This window comes from Bradyrhizobium tropiciagri, from assembly GCF_001189845.1.
GTDB classification, from domain to species: domain Bacteria; phylum Pseudomonadota; class Alphaproteobacteria; order Rhizobiales; family Xanthobacteraceae; genus Bradyrhizobium; species Bradyrhizobium tropiciagri.
In genome coordinates this window covers 62818-89567 of the sequence record NZ_LFLZ01000007.1, presented here as the reverse complement: position 1 = coordinate 89567, position 26750 = coordinate 62818, and the positions used below count along the sequence as shown (strand labels likewise).

The 26750-nt window shown below is 64.8% G+C and carries 20 protein-coding genes and 2 pseudogenes; 9 read left to right on the top strand and 13 right to left on the bottom strand.

Features of this window, described 5'->3' with window-relative positions; all coding sequences use genetic code 11:
* Nucleotides 1-53: 53 nt before the first annotated feature.
* Nucleotides 54-1550, bottom strand: a complete 1497-nt coding sequence (locus tag AKN84_RS08295) for a caspase family protein (protein ID WP_050420259.1) — start codon at nt 1548-1550, stop codon at nt 54-56.
* Between the two features lie 333 nt (nt 1551-1883).
* On the opposite strand from AKN84_RS08295, the gene AKN84_RS08290 reads away from it, so the two are divergent.
* The 6 genes and pseudogenes from AKN84_RS08290 (at nt 1884) to AKN84_RS08265 (ending at nt 12099) form a co-directional block, all read left to right on the top strand.
* The gene (locus tag AKN84_RS08290) at nt 1884-2837 is read left to right on the top strand and encodes a helix-turn-helix transcriptional regulator (RefSeq protein ID WP_050420258.1); all 954 of its coding nucleotides are present in this window, start codon (nt 1884-1886) and stop codon (nt 2835-2837) included.
* A gap of 114 nt (nt 2838-2951) precedes the next feature.
* Nucleotides 2952-3566 carry a TetR/AcrR family transcriptional regulator gene (locus AKN84_RS08285; RefSeq protein WP_050420257.1) on the top strand — a complete coding sequence of 205 codons (615 nt, stop codon included), beginning with the start codon at nt 2952-2954 and terminating at the stop codon, nt 3564-3566.
* Between the two features lie 390 nt (nt 3567-3956).
* Nucleotides 3957-4550 carry a helix-turn-helix domain-containing protein gene (locus AKN84_RS48810; RefSeq protein ID WP_050420256.1) on the top strand — a complete coding sequence of 198 codons (594 nt, stop codon included), beginning with the start codon at nt 3957-3959 and terminating at the stop codon, nt 4548-4550.
* A 1872-nt stretch (nt 4551-6422) separates the two neighbouring features.
* Complete coding sequence (locus AKN84_RS50305; RefSeq protein ID WP_050420255.1) at nt 6423-8768, top strand: autotransporter outer membrane beta-barrel domain-containing protein; 2346 nt, start codon at nt 6423-6425, stop codon at nt 8766-8768.
* A 479-nt stretch (nt 8769-9247) separates the two neighbouring features.
* A complete protein-coding gene (locus tag AKN84_RS08270; protein ID WP_050420254.1) occupies nt 9248-10720 on the top strand; it encodes a DEAD/DEAH box helicase in 1473 nt (490 codons plus the stop codon).
* 313 nt (nt 10721-11033) lie between these two features.
* Nucleotides 11034-12099, top strand: a pseudogene (locus tag AKN84_RS08265) (GGDEF domain-containing protein).
* A gap of 124 nt (nt 12100-12223) precedes the next feature.
* Here AKN84_RS08265 and AKN84_RS08260 read toward each other — a convergent pair.
* The 8 genes from AKN84_RS08260 to AKN84_RS08225 form a co-directional block, all read right to left on the bottom strand.
* Complete coding sequence (locus AKN84_RS08260) at nt 12224-12694, bottom strand: TfoX/Sxy family protein (protein ID WP_050420253.1); 471 nt, start codon at nt 12692-12694, stop codon at nt 12224-12226.
* Between the two features lie 223 nt (nt 12695-12917).
* Complete coding sequence (locus AKN84_RS08255; protein WP_050420252.1) at nt 12918-13307, bottom strand: HesB/IscA family protein; 390 nt, start codon at nt 13305-13307, stop codon at nt 12918-12920.
* Between the two features lie 74 nt (nt 13308-13381).
* A complete protein-coding gene (locus tag AKN84_RS08250; RefSeq protein ID WP_021081118.1) occupies nt 13382-13753 on the bottom strand; it encodes an SUF system Fe-S cluster assembly protein in 372 nt (123 codons plus the stop codon).
* Nucleotides 13750-14997: a cysteine desulfurase gene (locus AKN84_RS08245; protein ID WP_128970542.1), complete on the bottom strand. Its 1248-nt coding sequence runs from the start codon at nt 14995-14997 to the stop codon at nt 13750-13752. The genes AKN84_RS08250 and AKN84_RS08245 overlap by 4 nt, the downstream gene beginning before the upstream one ends.
* Nucleotides 14994-16316, bottom strand: a complete 1323-nt coding sequence (gene sufD, locus AKN84_RS08240) for a Fe-S cluster assembly protein SufD (protein ID WP_050420251.1) — start codon at nt 16314-16316, stop codon at nt 14994-14996. The genes AKN84_RS08245 and sufD overlap by 4 nt, the downstream gene beginning before the upstream one ends.
* A gap of 17 nt (nt 16317-16333) precedes the next feature.
* Complete coding sequence (sufC, locus tag AKN84_RS08235) at nt 16334-17086, bottom strand: Fe-S cluster assembly ATPase SufC (RefSeq protein WP_028332213.1); 753 nt, start codon at nt 17084-17086, stop codon at nt 16334-16336.
* Between the two features lie 60 nt (nt 17087-17146).
* Nucleotides 17147-18643, bottom strand: a complete 1497-nt coding sequence (sufB, locus tag AKN84_RS08230; RefSeq protein ID WP_050420250.1) for a Fe-S cluster assembly protein SufB — start codon at nt 18641-18643, stop codon at nt 17147-17149.
* 94 nt (nt 18644-18737) lie between these two features.
* Complete coding sequence (locus tag AKN84_RS08225; protein ID WP_050420248.1) at nt 18738-19895, bottom strand: cysteine desulfurase family protein; 1158 nt, start codon at nt 19893-19895, stop codon at nt 18738-18740.
* Between the two features lie 439 nt (nt 19896-20334).
* Between AKN84_RS08225 and AKN84_RS08220 the strand changes: the two genes are divergently transcribed.
* Nucleotides 20335-20982, top strand: coding sequence for an alpha/beta hydrolase (locus AKN84_RS08220; protein ID WP_016843213.1), 648 nt, complete (start codon nt 20335-20337; stop codon nt 20980-20982).
* Between the two features lie 217 nt (nt 20983-21199).
* Here AKN84_RS08220 and AKN84_RS08215 read toward each other — a convergent pair whose 3' ends face one another.
* The 3 genes from AKN84_RS08215 to AKN84_RS08205 form a co-directional block, all read right to left on the bottom strand.
* Nucleotides 21200-21529 (bottom strand): DMT family transporter, encoded by a 330-nt coding sequence (locus AKN84_RS08215; RefSeq protein WP_050420247.1) that lies wholly within the window; start codon nt 21527-21529, stop codon nt 21200-21202.
* A 5-nt stretch (nt 21530-21534) separates the two neighbouring features.
* On the bottom strand, nt 21535-22212 hold the full coding sequence (locus AKN84_RS08210; RefSeq protein ID WP_050420246.1) for a glutathione S-transferase family protein: 678 nt from the start codon (nt 22210-22212) through the stop codon (nt 21535-21537).
* Nucleotides 22213-22294: 82 nt separating this feature from the next.
* Nucleotides 22295-23398, bottom strand: a complete 1104-nt coding sequence (locus AKN84_RS08205) for an anhydro-N-acetylmuramic acid kinase (RefSeq protein WP_050420245.1) — start codon at nt 23396-23398, stop codon at nt 22295-22297.
* Between the two features lie 152 nt (nt 23399-23550).
* Here AKN84_RS08205 and tyrS point away from each other — a divergent pair.
* Nucleotides 23551-24803, top strand: a pseudogene (gene tyrS / locus AKN84_RS08200) (tyrosine--tRNA ligase).
* A gap of 56 nt (nt 24804-24859) precedes the next feature.
* Nucleotides 24860-26110 (top strand): MFS transporter, encoded by a 1251-nt coding sequence (locus AKN84_RS08195; RefSeq protein WP_050420244.1) that lies wholly within the window; start codon nt 24860-24862, stop codon nt 26108-26110.
* 179 nt (nt 26111-26289) lie between these two features.
* On the opposite strand, the gene AKN84_RS44730 is transcribed toward AKN84_RS08195, so the two are convergent.
* Nucleotides 26290-26553 (bottom strand): hypothetical protein, encoded by a 264-nt coding sequence (locus AKN84_RS44730; RefSeq protein ID WP_128970541.1) that lies wholly within the window; start codon nt 26551-26553, stop codon nt 26290-26292.
* Between the last annotated feature and the right edge of the window lie 197 nt (nt 26554-26750).

The following is a 26750-nucleotide window of genomic DNA, read 5'->3' as shown; positions in this document are numbered from 1 at the left end:
ACGGTTGTCTCGCCGCTCCCCTTGTAACGCGGGGCGGACGACAAGGATGCAAGCTATCGCCGGAAGGTCTTGATTTCCGACACGCTGCCGTCGCGATAGGTCAGCTCCACCGAGACCGATTTGGTCTGCGGCGCAAGCTTCAGATAGGGCTGCGCATCGGACGGGATCGCGCTGGGATCGCGCGAATTGCAGGGCGGCATCTTCAGCACCTTGTCCGGCACCGCACTGTCGATGCCGATCCGCACCTCGCGGATCGCGCAGCGATACGACATCAGGTGGGTGTAGTAGACCAGCAGCCCGTTGAACTCGCGGAACGACAGCCAGCTCGTCGCAGTCATGTCGAGGATCTTGCGCTGGTCGCGGATCAGCGCGGCGTCGGGATCGAACTTGATCGGGAACGGTCCCTGCATCTCGCCCTGGGTGTCGACATAGCGCAGCTCGATCGTGGCGGCCGGCGCATCCGCCGGCAGCTCGATCGATGGATTGGGCATCCGCTTGCGTGTGCGCGGATCGAGCGTGTCCATGAAGCCGGTTTCGCGGAAGTCGCCGCTATCGCCGATCCGCCAGGAAATGCCGAGCGTCGGATCGGCGATCGAGAACACGACGGTCCAGCCGCCATTGTGCCGCGAGAAGCTCGCGATCGGCGCGTTGACGGTATCCTCCTTCGGCAGCTTCGGCACCGAGACCGGCGGCAACGCGGCCACCTGCTGCGGCGGAGCGGACGGCTTGGCCGCCTCGGCCTGCGCCTTCGCGGCCCCGTTCAGGAAGACGTCATCGACCATCTGGTCGAAATAGACCGGGATCTGCTTGTGCTTCACGGTCTCGGCCATCTCGCTGACCAGGCGCCGCGTGCGCTGGGCGACCTGCACGAGGTTCTCGCCGGGCTGCAGCAACTCCTTGGCAAAGGTTCGTGTGAACACCGAATTGGGATTGGCATCGTCGTTCGACAACCGGTCGAGCGCGGTCTGGCGCGGCCCCGCCGAAAACACCGAGAACACGCCTTCGGGCAGCTGCGTCATCGGCGCGAGGCCACCACCGCCGGCAACGGCGCGCGTGCCGGCCCGCTCGAACGGATTGTTGCGGCAGGCATCGAACACCAGGATCGAGGTGCGCGCCTTCTTGTTCTGCAACCGTTCGATGATGCGGTCGGCGAGAACCGAGGCGTCGCGCACCAGCTCCTCCTGCCCTTCGGTCGCCGCCGGTACGTCGGTCGGCAGCAGGAAGTTCTGGCCCGCGATCTCGAAGCCGTGACCGGCGTAGAAGAAGAACGCGGTATCGCCAGGTTCCACGGCGCGGTCGAAGGCGAGCAGCGTCTCGGAGAACGCCTGCCGGTTCAAATTCTCGGCCACCATGACGTTGAAACCGAGCTGCTTCAGCGTGTCGCCCATGGTGCGGGCGTCGTTGACCGCCTTCTGCAGCTTGGGCACATTCCTGTAGTCATTGTTGCCGATCACCAGCGCGACGCGCTTTTCGGCCTGGGCGGGCGCCGCGGATGCGACGAATGCGACCGCCAACAGGGTCGCCGAAAGTCTCGAAAGCCAGCTCTTCATCCCAATTCCCGCCTGCGCCGCGCGTGCGACCGCCGCCTAGAGCATGAGCCGGAAAAGTGCGAAGCGGTTTTCCGAAAAGATCATGCTCAAACAAAGACCTAAAGCGCGATGACGATCCAAACTGATCTCTTCGCGCTTTAGTAGTCGGATCAGCCGTTTGGCCGGTTCAAGGCCTGCGGCGGATGGCCGTCATGCGGGCCATTCCGTAGCGACCATGGGGCGTCCCGTCCGTCCTAGGTCAAGTTTCTTTTTACGGCCCGCGTGATAGATTCGGGCTCCTCACTCCGGCGCGAGCTCTCCGCAGGTCCCCAAGGGTTTTCCAGGCGCTTTTCCGTGTACACATGGTCCACTGAGCAGGTCGATCCCCGGGATCGCTTCGACTATTGGCGCGAGGTGCGCGCCAAGGGGTTGTTCGGCGTCACCGCGGAACTCGAACCCGAGCACCGCCGCAACTTCTTCGGCGAATTCTCGCTGCGCAAGCTCGGTGATGCCGGCCTGGTCGAGCTGCGGGCCTCGCCCTACCGCGTCGAGCGGGGCGCGGGCGACATCGCCGACGCACGCAGCGACAGCCTGTGCATCTACCAGCAGCTCGGCGGCGGCGGCTGGTTCGGCGGCGCGCGGCTCGATGAATTCGCGGTGCGCGACGGCATGTTCGCGACCAGCTATTCGGACCTGCCCTATCGCACCGTCCCGCTGCACGACGACGGCTTCCATTTGCGCATCATCAAGATCCCGGTGACCGACATCGTCCCGCGGGGCGCCGAGCTCGGCGAGCTCGTCCCCAGCCCCGTGCAGGATGAGGCCGCGCTGCAGCCGCTGCTGGAATCCTGCTTCCGCGACCTCGTCGAAGGCAACGGCGCCATGGCGGCGGACCCGGCCCCGATGGTGCAGGCGCTGGCCCATATCGCGCTGATCGAGCGCGGTGTCATGCGGCCCAAGAGCCGGCTCGCGCAGCAGGCGCTGCGAACTGCCCATCTGTCGCTGGCCCGCCGTCTTATCCGGCGGCATCTGCCCAATGCTGCGCTGACACCCACCCTGATTGCCGGCCTGCTCGGCATCTCGGTCCGTCACCTGCACATCCTGTTCGAGGAGACGGAGAAGAGCTTCTCGGAGACCGTCACCGCGCTTCGGCTCGCACAAAGCCGCCGCCTGCTCCGCGAGCAGCCCGGGCAGACCATCGCCGAGGTCGCCTTTGCCTGCGGCTTCGAGAGCCTCGCGACGTTCTACCGCCTCTTCAATGCTTCAGAATCGATGACGCCGGGCGACTACCGGGCCCGCCTGGCCTGAGCGTCCACCCGGACGGCAGGCGCACCGGGCTCTTGCGGGTTGCTAAAGCGCGTTGATGCCCGTAATCGGGATTCCCGGCGTCGCGCGCCGTTCCTCGTCGTCCCCGGACACCTGATGTCGAAGAAGATGATCAAGCCTGGACCCGACCTGCTGACGCAGGTCAATCAGGCTTTTCTCGACTACGGCTATAGCGGGCTGTCGATGGTCGGACTGGCCAAGGCCTGCGGTTTCACGCAGCGCGCGCTGTACTACTACTTCAGCAACAAGGAAGAAGCGTTTCGCGCCGTCATTGCGCATCGCCATGTCGAGGACGTCGCGCTCGCGCTGGAGGCCGGCCGATCGGTGCGGGCAAAGGGCGGCGGCGCGCTGGATATCTTCGCGACGATTCTCGACGTCCGCTACGGCGAGACGCGGCGCCGCCTCACCAGTTCGCCGCACACCGTCGAGCTCAATGCCGAGGCGTTCAAGCGCTGCCGCGATCTGATGATCAAATCCGCCGTCTCGTTCCAGGCTGATCTGGAAAAACTGGTGATCGCCTTGCAGGCCGCACGGCTGCTGAAGCTGAACGGCGAGTTCACGCCGGAGCAGATCGCACAGGCGCTGGCCGACGGCGCCCGCGCCGTCAACCAGGCACTGCCGCCGATCGCGCGCGACGACTTCTCGGCCCGTTATCGCCAGATGTGCGCCATGGTGCTCTACGGCTGCGCCGTGAAGCCGAAGCGGAAGTAGTCCGCGCGACCGCCGGCGCGTGCAGCCGGCGCTGATCCACAAATCCCTCCGACAATCGACCATCAGGCGCCGGCCGGACCGTTTCCCGGCTCGCCAACAAGTTTCGACACGTGTTAGCCATTTCATATTTTACATGACTATGTGAAATATACGATATTGCATCGCAAGACCTTTGGAGAGTCTCGAATGGCTGACATGGGGCAAACGGACGATCCTGCCGACCGTCGCGCGATGCGGCATTCTCTGGACCGATGTGATCAGCCTGCGCGCATTGAGAAGATAATTTCCGTCGATTTCGCCAGAACCGCGCTGGCGCTTCGCCCGGACCCGGCACTGCCAATTTCGTTATCGGCGAGGCGCGCTCTGACGCAGAGCGAGAGGTCATGCACGATGCGCACAAAGCTTGAGGACAGCCCGCACACGCGTGCCGGCGATGCCTTGGACCAGGCCGCAGCGATCGAGTTCGCCCGCCAGGGCGCTCCGACGACCAGCAATCGCGGCTGGGCACCGCTGCTCGACGCCTGCCTTGCCGACTTCAAGGAGGCGACGGAGGCCGGTGACACCGCGAGCATTCCTGTGCTGGTCAAGATCATCGCCGACCTTGCGCTGATCGAGCGCGGCGCGATCAGGCCGGGCAGCCGCCGCGCGCAACAGGCGCTGCGCGTCGGCCGGCTCAGCCTCGCGCGCCGTCTGATCGCGCGCCACCTCGCGAAGCCGGCGCTGTCGCCGGGGATGGTCGCCGAGATGCTCGGCGTCTCGATCCGCTACCTGCACGTCCTGTTCGAAGCGACCGGGGCGAGCTTCTCGCAGACCGTCACCGCCCAGCGCCTGAGCGAAAGCCGCAGGCTGCTGTGCGAAAAGCCGCCGCGGCCGATCGCCGACGTCGCCCTCACCTGCGGGTTCGGCAGCCTGGCGACGTTCTACCGGATCTTCAGCGCATCCGAAGGCCTGACGCCCGGCGAGTACCGCGCCGCGGGGCCCTAAAGCGCGATGAGATTGGGGTGAGCTGGATCGGCGCCGAAGGTTCACCTCTCCCTTGGGAGAGGTCGATTTGCGCAGCAAATCGGGTGAGGGGCTACGGTCTATCGAGAGAGCAAGTGCCCTCACCCGGATTGCTTCGCAATCCGACCTCTCCCCGGCGGGGAGAGGTGAACCCCGACCGCGCCAAGCCGATTCGACCAAAACTCATCATGCTCCAGCCGCGACGGCAGCCCGATGAGGCCATACGGCCACACCTGACTGTATTTTCGCGGCAGGCGCGCTTTGGATCGACGGGATGCGCGCACTGAGAAGACAGCGCACGACCGTTACGCCAGAAACACACAGATACATCCGGGCTTGGGGGCAAGGTCATGATCGGCATCGGCGGCAGGCTGACGATGTGGCGCGGCGCGCTGCTCGGCTCGGCGTCGTTGATCGCGCTGAGCTCCACGGCAGAGGCTGCGGTCTACTGCACGGGTGTCGGCACCGCCAACGTGCTCTGCGACGCCGCCCACCCGTCTGACGGCGGGCTCAACACGGGCTTCAATGGTGATCTCACGGTCAACATCAACGCCGGCGCCGGGATCACGACCCGCGGCGCCACGGCGAGCAGCAGCGGCAACCTCACTTTCAATCACAACGACCCCGCCGGCATCACGGCATTCCAGCCGTACAACGGCATCGGGCTCTCCGCCCTCGGCACGATCACCTACACGGGATCGGCCGACGTCACCGCCGACGGGTACGCGATCACGGCCGGGATCGGCAACGGTCTGACCTCCATTACGCAGAGCGCCGGCACGATCAGGGGCGGCACCGGCATCCAGGCCGTGGGCAGCGGACCGAATGCCAGCGTCAACATCAACACGGTTGGAAGCCAGATCGTGGCGGGTCTGGGAATCTACGTTCTGACCGACGGCAGCCAATCCGACGTCACGATCGCGACAGACGCAGTCACCGGCACAGCGGCCATACGCGGCAGCGCGATCTTCGCCCGGATGGGACAGAGCCTCCATACTGCGCGCAATCTTTCCGTCACCACCAACGGCGCGATCACCGGCGGCATCTATCTCCAGAACGGCGGCGTCGGTACAGTCGACCTCACCACCAATGCGAGCGTCTCGGGCAACATAAACGTCGAGGGCAACAATTCGGTCAACACCAGTGCGTTCACGGTGAAGCTCAATCAGGATGTCAACGGCTCCGTGAGCTTGCAAAACTACGGCACTGGCACCACGACGGTCCAAACGCACGGCATCACGGGCGGGACGCTTTCCGTGTCCGCCGGCGGTGGCGCTAACAACAGCCTTGTCGTGGACGGCAATATTGCCAGGGGAAGCGGCCCCGATACGGCCTACTACGGTGCCCTGGCGTCCGTAGCTTTCTCTGCCGCCAGCGGCACCAACACCGCGACCTTCAACGGCGATCTTTCCGGAACCTTCGACACCAGGGCTTCGACCTCCGCTTCGGCCGGTGGCACCGTCGTCGGCCTCGCGGCCGCGCTGGGCAGTACATCCAGCAACGGATCGGCGACACTGAGTGCCAACGGATCGATCACGGTCACCGGCATGACAAGGTCCGGCTACGTCGCAAATGTGACCGGAGCGTCCCTGTCGGCCTCCGGCGTGGTCCCGGTCGACTTCAACCTGCACGGCACCGTGACGGCAACATCGATCAGCGACACTGCGTCGAAAGTCGTCGGCATCAGCGTGGTGCAAAACAATCTGAGCACGGTCCAGTTGACCGCCGACGGCGCCGTGACGGCCACCGCAATCGGCACTGGCAGTATCGGCCACGGGAATCACGGCCTCAGGAAGCAGCTTCGCTCCGAGCAACATCAACACCGGCACGCTCACCGTTCACGCCAATGGCGATGTGAGCGCGACGTCGGACGGCGCCGCGACCGGCATCACGCTGAGCCGTGGCAGCACCAGATTCGCTGCCCTGACCGCGGGGCTCGGCGGCATCGATCTCGACACCAAGGGGACCGTGAGCGCCTCCTCGGCAAGCGCGGCGGCGATCGGCATCAGCGGCGTCATCGTCAATGGCGCCGACAATTCCGCAACGCTGGCGCTGCGCGCTGAGGGCAACGTGATTGCGAGCGGCACGGCCGCCGGAAGCTATGGTATCTTCGCGCGGCGCGACGGTCTCGGCGACATCAGGATCGACGCGCTGGCCGGCGTGCAGAGCACCGGCATCGGCATCGCCGCATCGCGCTCGACACCGGGCAACATCTTCATCACGACCGGGACATCAGTCACCGGCACCACCGGCATCGTGACGTCGGGCGGCACCACCACGCTGATCGCCAACGGCATCATCACCGGCACCGGCGGCACCGCGGTCCAGTTCGGCGGCACCAACGATGTGCTGCAAGTCCAGTCCGGCGCCGTGTTCAACGGCAACATCGTCGGCAGCGGGACCAGCATCGTGCAGTTCGGCGGCACAACCGCGTCGAGTTTCGACCTGTCGAAACTCGGCAGCGGCTTTTCCACTTTCGGGGTTCTTGCCGGCTCGAACTGGAGCTTCACCGGCAACTCGAACTTTGCCGGGTCCGTCAACGTCGACAGCATGTTCATCCTCAACGGCGCGATGCCGAATGCCAGCGTCACCGTCGGCCTGAACGGCACGCTCGGCGGCAACGGCAGCATCGGCAACACCATCATCAGCGGCACGCTGTCGCCCGGCAATTCGCCGGGGACAATCACAATGGCGAGCCTGACCATGACGGCGGCGGCGACCTATCTGGTGCAGGTCACCAACACGATCAGCGACAAGGCGATCGTGACCGGCGCGGCCAACATTGCCGGCAACGTCATTGTGCAGCCGCTCGAACGGATCACCAGGAAGACCACCTACACGATCGTCAATGCGGGAACGCTGAGCGGTACCTTCGGCTCGGCAAGCCTGTTGCTCGCCAACAACCTCGCGCGCAATCCGGTGTTGAGCTATGTCGGCAACGACGTGCTGCTGTCGGTCGATCCCGGCCTGCTCTCGCCGATCCTGCCGGCCAACGCCGGCGGCAACCACAGGAGCGTCGCAGGCGCGATCGACAACAGCCTGCTCGGCGGCGGCAATCTCTCCAACGCCTTCAGCGCGATCTTCAACCTGTCGGGCGACAATCTCCTGAACGGCCTGACCCAGCTCTCCGGCGAGAGCGCGGCCGGTTCGCAGCAGACCACGTTCAACGCGATGAACCAGTTCATGGGCACGATGCTCGATCCCTTCATCGACGGCCGCGGCGCGACCGCGATGCCGGCCGGGTCAGCGGTTTACGCCGACGACGATTCCCTGGCCTATGCGGCAAAGCATCCGACCAGCGACGCCACCGCCGCGATCTATCGCAAGGCGCCGGTTGCCCAAGCCTATGATCCGCGCTGGAGCGTGTGGGCCGCGGCTTACGGCGGCTCGCAATCCACCGACGGCAACACAGCGCTCGGCTCGAACAACACCACCAGCCAGGTGTTCGGCACCGCCATCGGCGCCGACTATCGCATTTCGCCGAACACCATCGCCGGCTTCGCGCTCGCCGGCGGCGGCACCAATTTCAGCGTCGCCAACAGCGGAGGCAGCCGCTCCGACCTGTTCCAGGCCGGCGCCTTCATCAGGCACAATGTCGGCGCGGCGTACCTTGCCGGTGCGCTGGCCTATGGCTGGCAGGACGTCACGTCAGACCGCACCGTGACGGTCGGGAGCGTCGATCGGCTGCGCGCCGAGTTCAAGGCCAATGCCTGGTCGGGCCGCGCTGAAGGCGGCTACCGTCTCGTCGCACCGTGGATCGGCAGCATTGGTCTGACGCCCTACGCCGCCGGCCAGTTCACGACGTTCCAGCTTCCGGGCTACGCCGAGCAGGCCATCGTCGGCGCCAACACCTTTGCGCTCGCTTACAATGCGAAGAGCGTCACCGACAGCCGCAGCGAGCTCGGCCTGCGCGCCGACAAATCCTTCGCGCTGTCGGATGCGGTGCTGACGCTGCGCGGCCGGGCTGCCTGGGCGCATGATTTCAACCCCGACCGCAGCATCGCCGCGACATTCAAGACCCTGCCTGGCGCGAGCTTCGTCGTGAGCGGCGCGGCGCAGGCCTCCGACTCCGCCCTCACCACCGCCTCCGCCGAGCTGAAATGGGCAAATGGCTGGTCGGCGCTCGCAAGCTTTGAGGGCGAATTCTCCAACGTGACCCGCTCCTACGCCGGCAAGGGCGTGGTCCGCTATGCCTGGTAATGCACCCTGCGGCGAGCGTGCGTCTGCGTGATTTCTGAATATTAGAAATGTATCCGTGAGTTGCCCGACGTGTCAACTGGCCTGGTCGAACGCCGGCCACCGCCACTCCTTTGCATGGGGTTGTTTTCGATATTTCGGCAACGTGCCTCCCCTGCAAAGGCGACGCGGGCCCCGCCGCGGCCTCGCCATCGGATCTGGAAGCGGTGATTCATTTGACCGCCAAATGACGGAAATGACGGTTATTTTGGCGAAAACGTTAAGCTTTTTCGGCTATCCGCCCGGTTCCAAGATTGACTTTACCGGGTTCGCCCCTATGTTGCGGGCAACGCGGCCCTCGGATCGAAACGCGATTCGTCAGGTTTGCCGTCCGTCAGCGTTAGTCAGAGCCCCCGAGCTTTATAGAAAAGCGAGCCGTTTCGGGGCCGAACGCGACAGCCTTATACCTGCGATGCCGAACGGCGGTTTCGACCAGAGGCTCAATGTCTTTTTCCAATCTAGGCCTGTCCGATAAGGTCCTCGCCGCAGTTGCGGCCACCGGTTACACCACCCCCACCCCCATCCAGGAACAGGCAATCCCGCACGTTCTCGCCCGGCGCGACGTCCTCGGCATTGCCCAGACCGGCACCGGCAAGACCGCTGCCTTCGTTCTCCCGATGCTCACCCTCCTCGAGAAAGGCCGCGCCCGGGCACGGATGCCGCGCACCCTGATCCTCGAGCCCACCCGCGAGCTTGCCGCGCAGGTGAAGGAGCAGTTCGACAAATACGGCGCCGGTCAGAAATTGAACGTGGCGCTCCTGATCGGCGGCGTCTCGTTCGGCGACCAGGACTCCAAGCTGATGCGCGGCGTCGACGTCCTGATCGCAACGCCCGGCCGCCTGCTCGACCACACTGAACGCGGCGGATTGCTGCTCACCGGCGTCGAGCTGCTGGTGATCGACGAAGCCGACCGCATGCTCGACATGGGTTTCATTCCCGACATCGAACGCATCTGCAAGCTCGTCCCCTTCACGCGGCAGACCCTGTTCTTCACCGCGACGATGCCTCCGGAGATCAGCCGCATCACCGAGGCCTTCCTGCACAATCCTGCGCGGATCGAAGTCTCCAAACCCGCAACCACCGCCGTCACCGTGACGCAATTGCAGGTCCCCGCCGGTCGCGAAGCGCATGACAAGCGCGAGATCCTCCGCCGCCTGCTGCGCGACGCCAAGGATCTCAACAACGCGATTATCTTCTGCAATCGCAAGCGCGAAGTCGCCGTCCTTCACAAGTCACTCCAGAAGCACGGCTTCAGTGTCGGCGCCCTGCACGGCGACATGGATCAGTCCGCCCGCACCGCGGCCCTCGATCAATTCCGCAAGGGCGAAATTCCACTGCTCGTCGCCTCCGACGTCGCCGCCCGAGGTCTCGACATTCCCGCGGTGAGCCACGTCTTCAATTTCGACGTGCCGCACCACCCCGATGATTACGTCCACCGCATTGGCCGTACCGGCCGCGCCGGACGGACCGGTACCGCGATCTCCATCGTCACCTCGCTCGACAGCAAGTCGATGACTGCGATCGAGAAGCTGATCGGCCAGCCGATCCCGCGCGCTGAGGGCGACTTCACCGTTCACAACGAGGCCTCCGATGAGGACGCCGCGCCCCGCCGCTCGCGTAGCCGCGAAGGTTCGCGCGATGGCGCCCGTGGCGGCCGCAAGCCGCGCCGTGAGCGCGAAGCGCGTCACGGCGAACGCGAGCCGCGTCACGACCAGGAGCCCCGCCAGGAGCGTGCAGCCAAGCCGGAGCGCGAGCCGCGCCACGGCCGCGGCTCTTCGCCCCAGGCAGCCCCCTCGCACGTGCCGTCGATCGGACGTGCCGAGCCGCGGCGGCCGCAGCGCGAGGTCGACCACGAGCCCGCCGACCATTCGCACCTGCCCGCCTTCTTGCTGCGACCGGTGCGCGCTCGCGCCTAAGGCTTGCTCTGGTGCCGCCGCGCCAGCGGCGGTACTCCGGACAGTTGATGTTGCCGCCGGCCGTCGCCGCACAAGCTGATCTCCCGCGTTTGAAACAAATGCGCACCGTTTTCGCATCGCGTTGACGCGCTAGCGAAAACCTTCCGAAGCCGCGCGCGAACGCGACGGCGTCAGGCGCATTGAACGATAGTCGCGGCCGCCATCCCGTAGTTCTACTGTTTACCTTGCCTTCACTCTCGTCCCGTACCCTCGCCCCAATAATTTAGTCATTGCCGCTGGGCAGGACCGGCATTGGTGCATTGAGGACGTAACAATGGTCAAACTGCTGGACGAACACGAACGTACGTTGCTTTTGCCGAAGTCGCCCTTGGTCAGATCCGCTCGCTCCGCCAGACCGCCGTCCCCCGCAACTATGAGATCTGGTACGTCTACGCGACCGGGTACAACGCGCCGCTCAACAAGGTCATCAACGAGACGCTGGCGCGCAGCGGCAAGCTCTCTGAATCCGATCTCGAGCAGATCTACGAAACCTATCTTTCGCACATCAAGACCTCCGACCGCATCGACAAGGTCGCGCCCGCGTCATCGGCGAGATCGATGCCGTCATGGAGCTGATCACCGATGCGCTCGGTGTGTCCGCGACCTACGACGCCAGCCTCGTCGGCGCCAGCGACCGCCTCTCGACCGCGACGACCCGCGACCAGATCAGGACCATCGTCGAGGGGCTCACCAAATCGACCCGTGAGATGCGCGAGACCAATCAGGCGCTGGAGAACCGGCTCGCACTGTCCAAGTCCGAGATCAACGAGCTGCAACACAGCCTCGAGGCGATCCGCGCCGAGAGCCTGACCGATCCGCTCACCGGCCTCGGCAACCGGAAATACTTCGACCGCTCGATGGACATGGCGGTGCAGGCCGCGCTGGCCAGCGGCGAGCCGCTGTCGCTCCTGATGTTCGACATCGACCACTTCAAGTCGTTCAACGATTCCTACGGCCATCTCACCGGCGATCAGGTGCTGCGGCTGGTGGCGCAGTCGCTGAAGCAGACCATCAAGGGCCAGGACATCACGGCGCGCTACGGCGGCGAGGAATTCGCTGTCGTGCTGCCCAACACCGCGCTGCGCCAGGCGCTGACGGTCGCCGACCATATCCGCCGGGCCGTGATGGCCAAGGAGCTGAAGAAGAAGTCGACCGGCGAGATCCTCGGCCGCGTCACGATCTCGGTCGGCGTCTCCATGCTGAAACCGGCCGACGACACGGATTCGCTGATCGAGCGCGCCGATGCCTGCCTCTACGCCGCCAAGCGCGCCGGCCGCAACCGCGTGATCTGCGAAGCCGATCCGGAATTCAGCGCCGAGACGCAAACGCGCGTGGCGTGATCTTCGCTTAACTTCCGCCGTCGTCATTGCGAGCGAAGCGAAGCAATCCATGCAACCGCATATGCGGCTCCATGGATTGCTTCGTCGCTATCGCTCCTCGCAATGACGTGGATAAGGCCTCCTTTCAGGATGAAGACCTTTTCCACTTGACGCGTTTCTTCTGAGTGGAACGCGGCTTCGCAGCAGACTTCTTCACCGCAGCTTTCTTGGCGCCAGTTTTCTTTGCAGCAGCCTTCTTCACCGGCGCCTTCACCTTGCTCGCACGTGGCCGCTTGCGCAGCGCGGCGCGCTGGGCGGCGCCGAGCGCCGAGCGCGCCCAGACCGCGAGCTCCTCGGAATCATCGAACAAGCGCGCCGGCAGTTGCCAGTACGAGTTCACCGTCACCGTCTTGGCGCGCGTCTGGTACTGGAATGGTCCGCAGCCTTCCGCCTCGAATTGCGGGATGGTCTCCTCGTCGGCGCGGAAGTAGAGCCCGGCGCGCAGCGCGAGCGCGAAGTTGATACCGTCAGCCGAAATGCCGTAGCCGGAAAACATCCGGCGCAGCGTGACCGGGCCGAAATCGGCGAACAGGTCGCTCAGGAATTCGCGGTCCATGTGCCCATCGCCCCGCTTTGCGCGCTCAGGGGATGAGCGCGTCTCCATCCACGTTATTGCGAGCCGACGGGTCGCGCGAACGCGGGCCCGATGACAGGCTCCGCGAAGCAATCCATCCAACCGGGTATGCGGGCCAATGGATTGCTTCGTCGCTATCGCTCCTCGCAATGACGCCGGATGGAATTGGTGGGCGCGCCGCAGCGACCGGCGCTCCCGTGATCTTCTAGACCGTGGCCGGCTTGAGCTGCACCGATTCGCCGCAGCCGCAGGCGGAAACCTGGTTCGGGTTGTTGAACACGAACTGGGCCTGCATCTTGTCGGCCACATAGTCCATCTCGGTGCCGAGCAGGAACAGCACGGCCTTCGGATCGACCAGGATCTTGACGCCCTTGTCCTCGACCACTTCGTCGGTCGGGCGGATCTCGTGGGCGTATTCGACGGTGTAGGACTGTCCGGCGCAGCCGCCATTCTTGATGCCGACGCGCAGGCCGACAATCTCCGAATCGGAGCGCTTGGTCAGCTCGGAAATCCGTTCCGCCGCGGCATCGGTCAGCTTCATGACCTGCGGGCGCGGCCGCTTCGGCTTGGCTGGGGTTGGTGAAACTTGCGTCATGTCACTCATGTGGTCAGTCCCAGCGGCAAATCAATTGCCGGTCTTCTTGAGCCTAAGTCTATTCCCCTAACGCATCACCACATATTGAGGACGAGGCGCGCCTCGTCCGACATCCGGTCAGGCGTCCAGGCCGGATCCCAAACCAGATTGACGTTGACGACGCCGACGCCGGGAACGCTGGCGACCGCGTTCTCGACCATGGTCGGCAGTTCGCCGGCGGCCGGGCAGTTCGGCGTGGTCAGGGTCATCAGGATGTCGACCGAGCGATCATCCTTGAGATCGACCTTGTAGATCAGGCCGAGCTCGTAGATGTCGGCCGGGATTTCCGGGTCGAACACCGTCTTCAGCGCCGCGACGATCTCGCCGCTCATGCGCTCGGTCTCCTCCGCCGGCAGTGCCGAGGTGGTTTCCATGGTGGCCGTCTTGACTTCGGCTGTATCGGTCATGCGAACAATTCCCGCGCCTTGATCAGCGCCTGCGCCAGATGGTCGACTTCTTCCCTTGTATTATACATCCCGAAGGATGCGCGGCAGGTGGCCGTGACGTTGAACCGCTCTAAAAGCGGCATCACGCAATGGGTCCCGGCGCGCACCGCGATGCCCTGGCGGTCGATCACGGTCGCGACATCGTGGGGATGCGCGCCCTTCATCTCGAACGAGATCACCGGGCCCTTGTTGCGGGCCGAGCCGATCACGCGCAGCGAGTTGATCTCGCGCAGGCGCTCCTGCGCATAGGTGAGCAGCTCGTGCTCATGCGCGGCGATCCGCTCCTTGCCGATCGAATTGACGTAGTCGATCGCGGCGCCGAGCCCGATCGCCTCGACGATCGGCGGCGTCCCGGCCTCGAACTTGTGCGGCGGATCGCCATAGGTGACCCAGTCCTTGGCCACTTCACGGATCATCTCGCCACCGCCGTTGAACGGCCGCATCGCCACCAGGAGATCGTGCTTGGCGTAGAGCGCGCCGATGCCGGTCGGCCCGTATACCTTGTGGCCGGTGAAGGCGTAGAAATCGCAATCGAGGTCCTGGACGTCGATCGGCAGATGCACCGCGCCCTGCGCGCCGTCGACCAGCACCGGAATGCTGCGGGCATGGGCGAGCCGCACCACCTCCTTGACCGGAACCAGCGTGCCGAGCGCATTCGACATCTGGGTGATGGCGACGATCTTGGTGCGCGGGGTGAGGAGCTTCTCGAACTCCTCGATCAGGAAGTTGCCTTCGTCGTCGACCGGCGCCCATTTGATCACGGCACCCTGACGCTCCCTGAGGAAGTGCCACGGCACGATGTTGGAGTGGTGCTCCATGATCGAGAGGACGATCTCGTCGCCCTCCTTGATTTTCTCTCCGCCCCAGGACGAGGCCACCAAATTGATCGCCTCGGTGACGTTGCGGGTGAAGATGATCTCCTCATTGCGGCGCGCGTTGATGAACTGCGCGACCTTGCCGCGGGCGCCCTCATAGGCCTCGGTCGCGGCATTGGCGAGGTAATGCAGGCCGCGATGCACGTTGGCGTATTCGCTCTTGTAGGCCTCGGTCATGCGGTCGAGCACCGCATTCGGCTTCTGCGCCGAGGCCGCGTTGTCGAGATAGACCAGCGGCTTGCCGTAAATCTGCATGGCGAGCGCCGGGAAATCCTGCCGCACCAGCGCGACGTCGTAAGAACCGTTGGCGACCGCCTTGTGCATGCTCACGCCCTCGCTTCCAGCCAGCGCTGCGCGGTGGCAATTGCGACCTCGCGCAACGCGTCGCTGGCGATGCTCTCGATCGCCTCGCCGACGAAGGCCTGGATCAGCAGCGCCTGCGCTTCCTTCTCGGGCAGCCCGCGGGCGCGCATGTAGAACAACAGGCTCTCGTCGAGCGCACCGGTGGTCGCACCGTGACCGCAGGTGACGTCGTCGGCGAAAATCTCGAGCTCCGGCTTGTTATCGGCTTCCGCGTCGTCGGACAGCAGCAGCGCGCGGGTCATCATCTTGGCGTCGGTCTTCTGGGCGTCCGGACGCACGATGATACGGCCCTGGAACACGCTATGGGCACGGTCGTCGACGACGGCACGGAATATCTCGCGGCTGGCGCAATGCGGCACCGCGTGGTCCATGAACAGCGTGGTGTCGGCGTGCTGCGTGCCGTTGATCAGATTGACGCCGTTGGTCTCGACCTTCGAGCCCTCGCCGGCGCAGGCTACCGTCAGCTGATAGCGGCTGACATGACCGCCCGAGGTCAGGCCGAACGTGTTCAGGTGGGCGTGCGCGCCGAGCGAAATCGTCGCCGAGGAAATGTTGAAGGCATCGATGCTGTCTTCGACCAGGCGCACGTGATCGAACCGCGCATTGTCGCCGATCGCGACGATCAGCGCGTCATGCGCCTGATAGGCCTTGGCGCCCTCGCCGGCGAGATAGCTCTCCACCAGCGTGACATTGGTATCGCGGCCGAGCCGCAGCAGCGAGCGCGTGAAGATCGAGGCCGGCGCCGTACCCGATGCGACATGGACGATGTGCAGCGGCTGCGCCAGCACCGTGCCGTCGGCGATCTCGATGACGACGCCATCGGTCGCCATCGCGCCGTTCAGCGCGATCATCGGATTGGAGACGTCAGTGGCAAAGGCCTGCGCCGAGAGCGCGCCGTCGCCGGCGTCGAGCACCTCGCGCAGCGAGCGGATGCCGAGCCCCTTCTCGAGGCTGCCGAGATCGGACAGATGGGGCGCAAACGCGCCATCGACCAGCACCAGGCGGCGTACGCCGTCGATCGCCCGCAGCTTGGCGGCGGCAGCAGCGCGCCCCAGCGCCGCTGCATCCGGCGCAGGTGCCAGCGGCAGCACCTCGCGCATCAGCGCGCGCAAATCGGTGTATTTCCAATCCTCGATCCGGCGATGCGGCAGGCCCGAGCGCTCATAGGCCTCGAACGCCTGGCGGCGCTGATCGGCGATCTTGCCCTTGCCCGGCAGACGGTCGCGCGCGACGGCGAATGCATCGCCCAGCGCGCGCCCGGTCTCGGTCTTTGCGACAACGTTCATTTGAAAACCCGTATTTGTCAGGCGGCGTCTTCGAACTGCGCGTAGCCGGACTCTTCCAGCTCCAGCGCCAGTTCCTTGCCGCCGCTCTTCACCACCCGGCCCTTCGACATCACGTGCACGAAATCAGGCACGATGTAGTTGAGCAGCCGCTGGTAGTGGGTGATCACGACCATCGCGCGCTCCGGCGAGCGCAGCGCGTTGACGCCGTCGGCCGCGATCCGCAGCGCGTCGATGTCGAGGCCGGAATCCATTTCGTCGAGGATGCAGACGGCCGGCTCGAACAGCGCCATCTGCAGTATCTCGTTGCGCTTCTTCTCGCCGCCGGAGAAGCCGACATTAACGCCGCGCTTCAGCATGTCCTGCGGAATGTTCAGCGACTTGGCGACTTCGCGGACCTTCTTGAGGAAGGCCGGCGACGAGATCTCGTCCTCGCCGCGCGCCTTGCGCTGGGCGTTGAGCGCCGCGTGCAGGAAGTTCCAGGTGGTCACGCCGGGGATCTCGACCGGATACTGGAACGCCAGGAACACGCCCTTGGCGGCGCGCTCGTTCGGCTCCATCTCCAGGAGGTCCTCGCCCCTGAACAGGATCTGGCCGCCGGTGACTTCATAGCCCGGCTTGCCGGCGATGACGTGCGACAGCGTCGATTTGCCGGAGCCGTTCGGCCCCATGATCGCGTGCACCTCGCCCGGGTTCACCGTGAGCGACAGCCCGTGGAGGATCTCACGCTCCTCGACACGAACCTGCAGATCTTTCACTTCCAGCAAAGACATCTGATTTTTCCTGAGCATCATCCGCGAGGGCGCGTCGGCCGCGCCCGCAAGCGGGATGGATTAGCCAACCGAACCTTCAAGGCTGATCGAGATCAGCTTTTGCGCTTCCACCGCGAACTCCATCGGCAGTTGCTGCAGCACGTCCTTCACGAAGCCGTTGACGACGAGGCCGACGGCTTCCTCCTGCGAGAGCCCGCGCTGGATGCAGTAGAACAGCACGTCCTCGGAAATCTTCGACGTCGTCGCTTCATGCTCGAACGTCGCCGAGGAATTCTTGGCCTCGACATAGGGCACGGTGTGAGCGCCGCATTTGTCACCGATCAGAAGCGAGTCGCAGGCGGTGTAGTTGCGCGCGCCGGTCGCCTTGCGATGGGCGCTGACGAGGCCGCGATAGGTGTTCTGCGACTTGCCGGCGGCGATGCCCTTGGAGATGATCCGGCTCGACGTGTTCTTGCCGAGGTGGATCATCTTGGTGCCGCTATCGACCTGCTGGAAACCGTTCGAGATCGCGATCGAGTAGAACTCGCCGCTCGAATTGTCGCCGCGCAGGATGCAGCTCGGATACTTCCAGGTGATCGCCGAACCGGTCTCGACCTGGGTCCAGGAGATCTTGGAATTCTTGCCGCGGCAGTCGCCACGCTTGGTGACGAAATTGTAGATGCCGCCCTTGCCTTCGGAATTGCCGGGGTACCAGTTCTGCACCGTCGAATACTTGATCTCGGCGTCATCGAGCGTGACGAGTTCGACCACGGCTGCGTGCAGCTGGTTCTCATCGCGCTGCGGCGCGGTGCAGCCTTCGAGGTAGGAGACGTAGGAGCCCTTGTCGGCGATGATCAGCGTGCGCTCGAACTGGCCGGTGTTGCGCTCGTTGATGCGGAAATAGGTCGACAGCTCCATCGGGCAGCGCACGCCCGGCGGCACGTAGACGAACGAGCCGTCCGAGAACACTGCCGAATTCAGCGTCGCGAAGTAGTTGTCCGAGGTCGGCACGACAGTGCCGAGATACTTTTGCACCAACTCGGGATGCTCGCGGATCGCCTCCGAGATCGGCATGAAGATTACGCCGGCCGCCTTCAGCTCCTTCTGGAAGGTGGTCGCAACCGAGACCGAATCGAACACGGCATCGACCGCGATCTTGCGGTTGGCAGACGGCGGTCCGCCCGGCGGGGGCTCGACGCCCTCGAGGATCGCGACCTCGCGCAGCGGGATGCCGAGTTTCTCATAGGTCTTGAGGATTTCCGGATCGATCTCGTCGATCGAGGACAGCGTCTTCTTCGGCTTCGGCGCCGCGTAATAGTAGATGTCCTGGTAGTCGATCTTCGGATAGTCGACGCGCGCCCAGGTCGGCTCCGTCATGGTCAGCCAGCGGCGATACGCCTCCAGGCGCCATTCCAGCATCCAGGCCGGTTCATTCTTCTTTGCTGAGATGAAGCGGACGGTGTCTTCCGACAGTCCCTTCGGGGCCTTGTCGGACTCGATCTGCGTCTCAAACCCATATCGATACTGGTCGACGTCGATGCGCCGGACGCGCTCGACCGTCTCTTGTACAGCAGGCATTCATATCCTCCGCTCGCGGTTTCAAGGACCGCGGTGGATCTCAGTTCCGAAAATCTCTTACGATGCTTTGAGGACGAAATCAGCTTAGAACAGTTCAAGCTGTGTTTCGTCGTTCCCCCTTAACTAAGGTATCGGCGAGCTTTCGCCAAGCCTTGAGGGTCAAATCCACGTCTGTCTCCGTGGTAGACCAGCCAAGACTGAGCCGCACCGCTCCTTGGGACACCTCCGAACGGTATCCCATTGCCTCCAGGACATGGGACGGCTGGACCTTGCCCGACGAACAGGCGGAACCGGAGGACACCGCTACCCCCCCGAGGTCGAACCCGATCACGGCCGTTTCGGCCTTCATCCCCGGCGCGGCGAAAAGAACGGTATTCGGCAACCGCTTGACGTCATCGGAGAACACCAGCACATCAGGCGTCTGCCGCAGCCCGTGCTCGAGCCGGTCGCGCAGCCCCCTGACGCGGGCGGCGTCGGCCTTCAACGCCGCCATCGCGGCCTTCACGGCCGCTCCAAAGCCCGCGATCCCCGCGACGTTCTCGGTCCCTGCCCGTCGCCCGAGCTCCTGCCCGCCGCCGCGCAGCGACGCTTCCAGTCCTTCGATGCCTTCGGCAAGCGCCAGTGCGCCGGTGCCCTTCGGTCCGCCGATCTTGTGCGCCGACAGCGTCACGAGATCGGCCCGGGTTGAAGCGACGTCGAACGGGATCTTGCCGAACGCCTGGATCGCATCGACGTGCAGCAGGCCGCCGGCCGCGTGCACGATCGCGGCGACATCGGCCACCGGCTGGATGGCGCCAGTCTCGTTGTTAGCCAGCATCACCGAGACCAGCGCGGGCGGGCCATCCGCCAGCAGCGCGCGCAGATGATCGAGATCGATCACCCCGGCGCGCGTGACATTGACGGTGCCGATCGCTTCACGCGAAAACCGCCCGCCCGCGAGGACGGACGCATGCTCGATCGCGGACACCAGGAGCCGCGCGACCGGCGCACCCGCAGCGCGGCGCATTCCCGGCGTCAAGGCAAGCGCATTGGCCTCGGTCCCGCCGGAGACAAATACGACGTCTTGCGGCCGGCCGCCGACCGCCTTCGCCACCGCATTGCGGGCATCCTCGACCAGCCGGCGCGCACGGCGTCCCTCGCTGTGCACCGAGGACGGGTTGCCGCTCAACTCCCACGCCGCAGCCATCGCCGCTTTCGCTTCCTGGCGAAGCGGCGTCGTGGCATTCCAGTCGAGATAGACGCGATCGGTCATCGGGCTTGTCCGCCGCAACCACCGTGGTTGCGACCTTCCAATGCGACATAACGACAGTCGGGCAGCGAGACCAGATCAGAGTGTGTGGTGCGAGAGATTTTTCACGCGCACCGAAACCTCACCTGTGTTGCCAGGCAAGACATCCGTTTGCGGCGAGCGCGATAGCAATGTGACAAACCAAAACTTCAGGTAGCCAAAGAACAATTCGGCGTGTTGATCCGGATCGCGCGGCGCCGCGCGGATTCACGCCGGCCAAGCGGCACAATTTCCTTGATTTTTGCCCCTTGCGTCATGCTAGAAGGCCCTCCAGCGTGCCGCCCGGCGGCGCCTGTGCCGATTTCATCATGAGCCGCCCTGTTCGCGCCCCGTCGCTGAAGATGGCTCCAACCGGTTGATTGATCGACGTCAATCAAGGGAACGCGTCAATCAAGGGAACACAATGCCTGAAGTCATTTTCACCGGCCCTGCTGGCCGTCTCGAAGGCCGCTATCATCCGGCCAAGCAGAAGAACGCGCCGATTGCGATGATCCTGCATCCGCATCCGCAGTTCCACGGCACGATGAATCACCAGATCGTCTACCAGTGCTATTACGCGTTTGCGCATCGCGGCTTCTCGGTGCTGCGCTTCAACTTCCGTGGCGTCGGCCGCAGCCAGGGCTCGTTCGATCACGGCACCGGCGAATTGTCCGATGCCGCGAGCGCGCTCGACTGGGCGCAGGCGATCAATCCCGAGGCGCGCGCCTGCTGGGTCGCGGGCTTCTCGTTCGGCGCATGGATCGGCATGCAGCTCCTGATGCGCCGGCCGGAGGTCGAGGGCTTCATCTCGATCGCGCCGCCCGCCAATCTCTACGACTTCTCGTTCCTCGCGCCCTGCCCGTCGTCGGGCCTGATCGTGCACGGCGACAAGGATGCGGTGGTGCCGCCCAAGGACGTCAACACGCTGGTCGAGAAGCTGAAGACGCAGAAGGGCATCGTGATCGACCAGCAGGTCATCCCCGGAGCCAACCACTTCTTCGACGGCAAGCTCGAGCCGCTGATGGAGACGGTGACCGGCTATCTCGACATGCGTCTCGCCAACGTGCGCTGACGCTCTTGTAGGATAGGTGGAGCGAAGCGATACCCATAGTCGCGCTACGCGGCAGCAAGTTGATGGGTATCGCTTCGCTCCACCCATCCTACGAAGTAGGGCTCACACTGGGCGCCGATTTTGTAGCCCGCATGGAGCGCAGCGAAATCCGGGACCACTCTCACCGCTGATAGCAAGAGCCCCGGATTGCGCTTCGCTTCATCCGGGCTACGCATCCCTACTCCGGCGCCAGCTTCAGCGCGGCGATCCCGATCAGCACGAACGCGATTCCCACGACTTTCATTGGGTTCAGCGCCTCGCTGAACAGCAGCACGCCCATGGTCAGCGTGCCCGCCGCGCCGATGCCCGTCCATACCGTATAGGCGACGCCGACACCGAGCACCTGCAGCGCGCGGCCGAGCAGGAACACGAAGGCCGCGAGCAGCACCAGCGAGACCAGGCTCCAGCCGAGCCGTGTGTAGCCTTCGGCATATTTCATCGAAATCGCCCAGCCGACATCCAGCAGACCGGCGACGACGAGCGCGATCCAGGCAACCGAGTGCGACATGGCGCTTACGCGGCCAGCTTCAGCATGTGCGCGCGGTGGCCGACCAGGAACGCGTGCAGCAGTGCCGGGTAGTCCGGCGACACCGCGCTGTGCACGCTCGGCCGCTGCGCCAGCGCGCTACGCCAGGCGCGCAGCTTCGGCGTATGCGTAAAGACAGCGAGATCGGTCAGTTGGTCGAACAGATCGAAGTAGCGGAAGATCGGCGCGAACACCGCATCGACTAGGCTGAAGCGCTCACCGGCGAAGAACGGCCCGGCGCCAAGCGCAGCCTCCACGCGCGCGAATTTCGCGGCGACCGCCTGCCGCTTGCCCTCGAAGGCCGCCGCATCAGTTGCGGTCTCGAGCCCCCAGAGGTCGCCGAGAATGGCCGAGCCGAACTCCATCCAGGCGCGATGCTCGGCGCGGGTGAGCGCATCCTGCGGATGCAGCTTCGCGCCGGCTTGCGTCTCCTCGATGTACTCGCAGATCACGTTGCTCTCGAACAGCGCGACCTCCTTGCCGTCGTCACCGGTCACCACCAGCACCGGCACCTTGCCGAGCGGCGAGATCTTCAGGAACCAGTCGGGCTTGTTGGCGAGATCGATGTCGATCCGCTCGAACGGCACGCCCTTCTCCTGCAGCGCGATCACCGCGCGTTGCACATAGGGACAGAGCTTGTGGCTGATCAGCTTCAGGGCGGCCATGACAAACCTCGCGTTCAATGCAACTGCATCGAATTAAATGCAACAGCATGGAACTGTCAAGGTAGATGCATTTGCATCTAAATCACGGTCGCGCGATGATGCCCCCGGTCATCGGGATCGGCACCCCCGTGGTGGCGGGGTAGCTCAGCGGCAGCCCCTTCATGCCGCGTGCGGCGAGGAAGCCGAACGCCTGCGCCTCGATCGCGTCCGCCGCCCAGCCGAGCGCTTCGGCGGGCTCGACGGTCGCCGGCGCCAGGCGGTCGCGCAGCATCCGCAGCATTGTCAGGTTGGAGGCGCCGCCGCCGCAGATGATCCAGCTCTTCGGCCGCTTCGGCAGCAGCGGCACGACGCGGGCGATCGCGGCCGCGGTGAATGCGGTCAACGTCGCAGCGCCATCGGCCGGCGCCACGGCGCCGAGCTTCAGGCCGGCAAAGTCGTTGCGGTCGAGCGATTTCGGCGGTGGAACCGAGAAGAACGGCAGCTTGAGCGCCTGCGCGATCCAGGCTTCGTCCGGCTTGCCGAGCGCCGCGAACTTGCCGGCGGTATCGAACGGCTGATGCATCTGGCGGAACATGAAGTCGTCAAGCAGCGCATTGCCCGGCCCGGTGTCGCAGGCGATCAACGTGTCCAGGCCATCGATATATGTAATGTTGGAAACACCGCCGATATTGACCACGACGATCGGGCCCTCGCGGTTCAGCGATTGCGCCAGCGCGCGGTGGTAGACCGGCACGAACGGCGCGCCCTGCCCGCCTGCCTCGACATCGGCGGCGCGGAAATCATGCATCACGGGAATGTGGATCGCCTTGGCGAGCGCCAGGGCATCGCCGATCTGCACCGTCAGCTTCCGCTCGGGGCGATGCAGCACGGTCTGGCCATGGAACCCGACGATGTCGATCTCCTGGGGAGAAATCCGGTGCTGCGCCGAAAAGCTGGCGACCGCCTCGGCATGGGCCCTGGTCACGGCCTGCTCGGCCTGTCGCAAAATCCCCGGCCGGGCGTCGCGCTGCGACAGATGAACGGCCTCGGTCAGCGCCTGGCGCAGCAGGCTGCGCTCGCCGTCGGTATAGGGACGATAGCCGGACGGCCCAAAGGCCTTGATCTGGCGGCCATCGGTCTCGATCAGTGCCACGTCGACCCCATCGAGCGAGGTCCCGCTCATCAGACCGAGTGCCGTTAACATCATCTTGGAAGCGCCCCAGCCGGGAACCCCCGGCTTGTCTCAAACAAGTACATCCTATAATGCCACTGCGCGTCCGCCTGCGGCAGCCTCAAGCATCAGGGTTCCGCAAATAGATGCAAAAACCGTAAAACAAGAATGATCTGGCTCGCCGACAAATGACTGCATTTAAATCGGATTTCCTGAATACTCTACAGGAACGCGGCTTCGTTCACCAGTGCTCCGATTTCGAGGGCCTCGACGCGCTGGCCGCGAAGGGCGAGGCTACCGCCTATGTAGGCTACGACTGCACCGCACCGTCGCTGCACATCGGCAACTTCCTCACCATGATGATGCTGTACTGGCTGCAGCAGAGCGGCAACAAGCCGATCACGCTGATGGGCGGCGGTACCACGATGGTCGGCGACCCCTCCGGCAAGGACGAGACGCGCGCGATGCGCACGGTCGCGGAGATCGAAGCCAACAAGGCCTCGATCCGCGGCGTGTTCGCCAAGGTGCTGCGCTATGGCGACGGGCAATCCGACGCATCATGCTCGACAACGCCGAGTGGCTGACGAAATTGAACTGGATCGAGATGCTACGCGACATCGGCCGGCACTTCTCGGTCAACCGCATGCTGACGATGGATTCGGTGCGGCTCCGGCTCGAGCGCGAGCAGGAGATGAGCTTCATCGAGTTCAACTACATGGTCTGCCAGGCCTACGACTTCGTCGAGCTCTCGCGCCGCGCCGGCTGCCGGCTGCAGATGGGCGGCTCCGACCAGTGGGGCAACATCGTCAACGGCGTCGATCTCGGCCGCCGCATGGGCACGCCGCAACTATTCGCGCTGACCACGCCGCTGCTGACCACCGCCTCCGGCGACAAGATGGGCAAGACCGCCAAGGGCGCGGTGTGGCTCAACGCCGACCAGTTCTCGCCGTATGACTTCTGGCAGTACTGGCGCAACGTCGAGGACGCCGACGTCGTCAAGTTCCTCAAGCTGTTCACCATCCTGCCGATCAGCGAGATCAACAAGCTCGCGGCGCTGGCGGGCGGCGAGATCAACGAAGCCAAGAAGGTGCTGGCAACCGAAGCGACTGCCCTACTCCACGGCCGCGACGCGGCCAATGAGGCTGCCGAGACCGCGCGCCGCACCTTCGAGGAAGGCGCGCTGGCCGAAACCTTGCCGACGGTGGAAATTCCGCGCGGCGAGTTCGAAGCCGGCGTCGGCGTGCTCGTCGCCTTCGTCAAGGCCGAGCTCGTCGCCTCCAACGGCGAAGCGCGGCGGCAGATCAAGGGCGGCGGACTGCGCGTCAACGACGCTGCCGTCACCGACGAGAAGATGCTGCTGACGCCAGCCAATCTCACGCCGGAAGGCGTGGTGAAGTTGTCGCTCGGCAAGAAGCGGCATGTCCTGCTGAAGCCTGCATAGGCGCATTCGCTTTTGTCGGTTGTAGGGAGTGCCGAAAGCGCGCTCCCTGCTTTCCGATGGATCAGCAGACCACGTCTCCGAACGACACGCTTTCCGCGCCGGCGAAACAGTCGCGCTTCGCGCTGAACGTGCTCGCGCTCTGCTTCGTGCTCTCGGTGCTCGGACGCGGCCTCAGCGACAGCTTCACGGTGTTCCTCAAACCGATCTCGGAAAATTTCGGCTGGGACCGCGCCTCTGTGGTGTCGGTCTATTCGCTGACCTGGCTCGCCAGCGGCCTGACCGCGCCGCTGGTCGGGCGGCTGTTCGACCGCTCGGGTCCGCGCGTGGTCTATGCGCTGGGTCTGGCGCTGCTCGGCTGCGCATTCCTGATCGCGTCGCGCGCGCAGCAGCTCTGGCAATTCCAGCTCAGCGTCGGCCTCTGCGTCGGCTTCGGCACCGCGCTGATCGGCAATGTTTCGAACTCGATCCTGCTCGGCCGCTGGTTCGGGCCGCGATTGCCGACCGCGATGGCCGTGATGTATTCGGCGACCGGCGCCGGCCTCTTGGTGCTGCTGCCGCTGTCACAGGTGCTGATCGACCGGATCGGTTGGCGCGAGGCCTATCAGGTGTTCGGCGTCAGTGCGCTCGGCCTCCTCGTTCCGCTGGTCTTTCTGCCGTGGCGCACGCTCGCCGGCGGATCGCCGCACATCGTCAAGAAGGTCGAGACCGGCCTGATCGACGAAGGCTGGACGCTGCTTGCCGCGATGCGCCATCACGCCTTCTGGGCGCTGTTCTCGACCTTCTTCTTCACCGCGATCGCGATGTATGCGCTGACGGCGCAGATCGTCGCCTATTTGATCGACGTCGGCTTTCCGCCGCTGCAGGCCGCCACCGCCTGGGGCTTCTCCGGCGTCGCACTGTTCGTCGGCATGCTCGGCGTCTCCACCCTCGACGGCATCATCGGCCGCCGGCCCTCGGTGCTGTTCAGCTACGGCGTCTCGATAGCAGGCATCATCCTGCTCTGGCTGCTGCAATGGTACCCGAACTACTGGCTGCTCACCGGTTTCGTGATCTGCTTCGGCAGCATGATCGGCTCGCGCGGTCCGCTGATCACCGCGACCGCGCTGAAGATCTTCCGCGGCGAGCGCGTCGGCACGATCTACGGCACCATCATGATCGGCAGCGGCCTCGGCTCCGCGCTCGGCTCCTGGGGCGGCGGCCTGATCCATGACTGGACCCACAGCTACAATCCGCTGATCGCCTTCGCGCTGGTCAATGTCGTGCTCGGCCTGATCCCGTTCCTGGTGGTGCCGGCGCTGCGGCGCTGAGCTCGGACGAGTGCGTCCGCTGCCCGAGGAAGGCGGCGGCGGCGCAAAGGCCGACATGAATGCATGTCGGCCTTGGGCAGGCGGCATTCGCGAAATGAAGAGGCCGCTAACTGAAGCGGTCTTGAGTGGACGGCTGCCAATTGCTTGGTTGCGAGAGCCGATCCTCTAGTCCGGTACTATTAGTCGCAACGACGGATCCTGCGGACCGAACCGTCGTCACGCTCGACCGTGACGGTGCGGCATCCGCGATATCCGCGATCATAATCGTACGCGCGATAAGCGCGTCGATCATAGTCTCGATCGTAACGGTGCTCCGGACCCACTCTTACGCCGCCGAGCGGCGTATCGACGGCAACCTGAGCTGATGCGGGTGCAATGGAGATCGGCGTCGCCATAGCGAAACCAGCAACCGCCAGCACACCAGCCATTAACAGTGTCCTCATGAGAGCTCCTCCTGAGTTGTTGAATTGCTCTCCAACATCCCAGATGGAGCAAGGTTCCTGCGCGAACGTCATCCAGACAGCGGACGGCTTGGGGCGCCCGCCTCCGATGGTTGTGGACAGAAACCCGCCTTGCAAGTTCCCGAACCAGAGACATCTGGAAGGTCAAAAGCTGACGATGACGGCTCCCAATCTCCGCC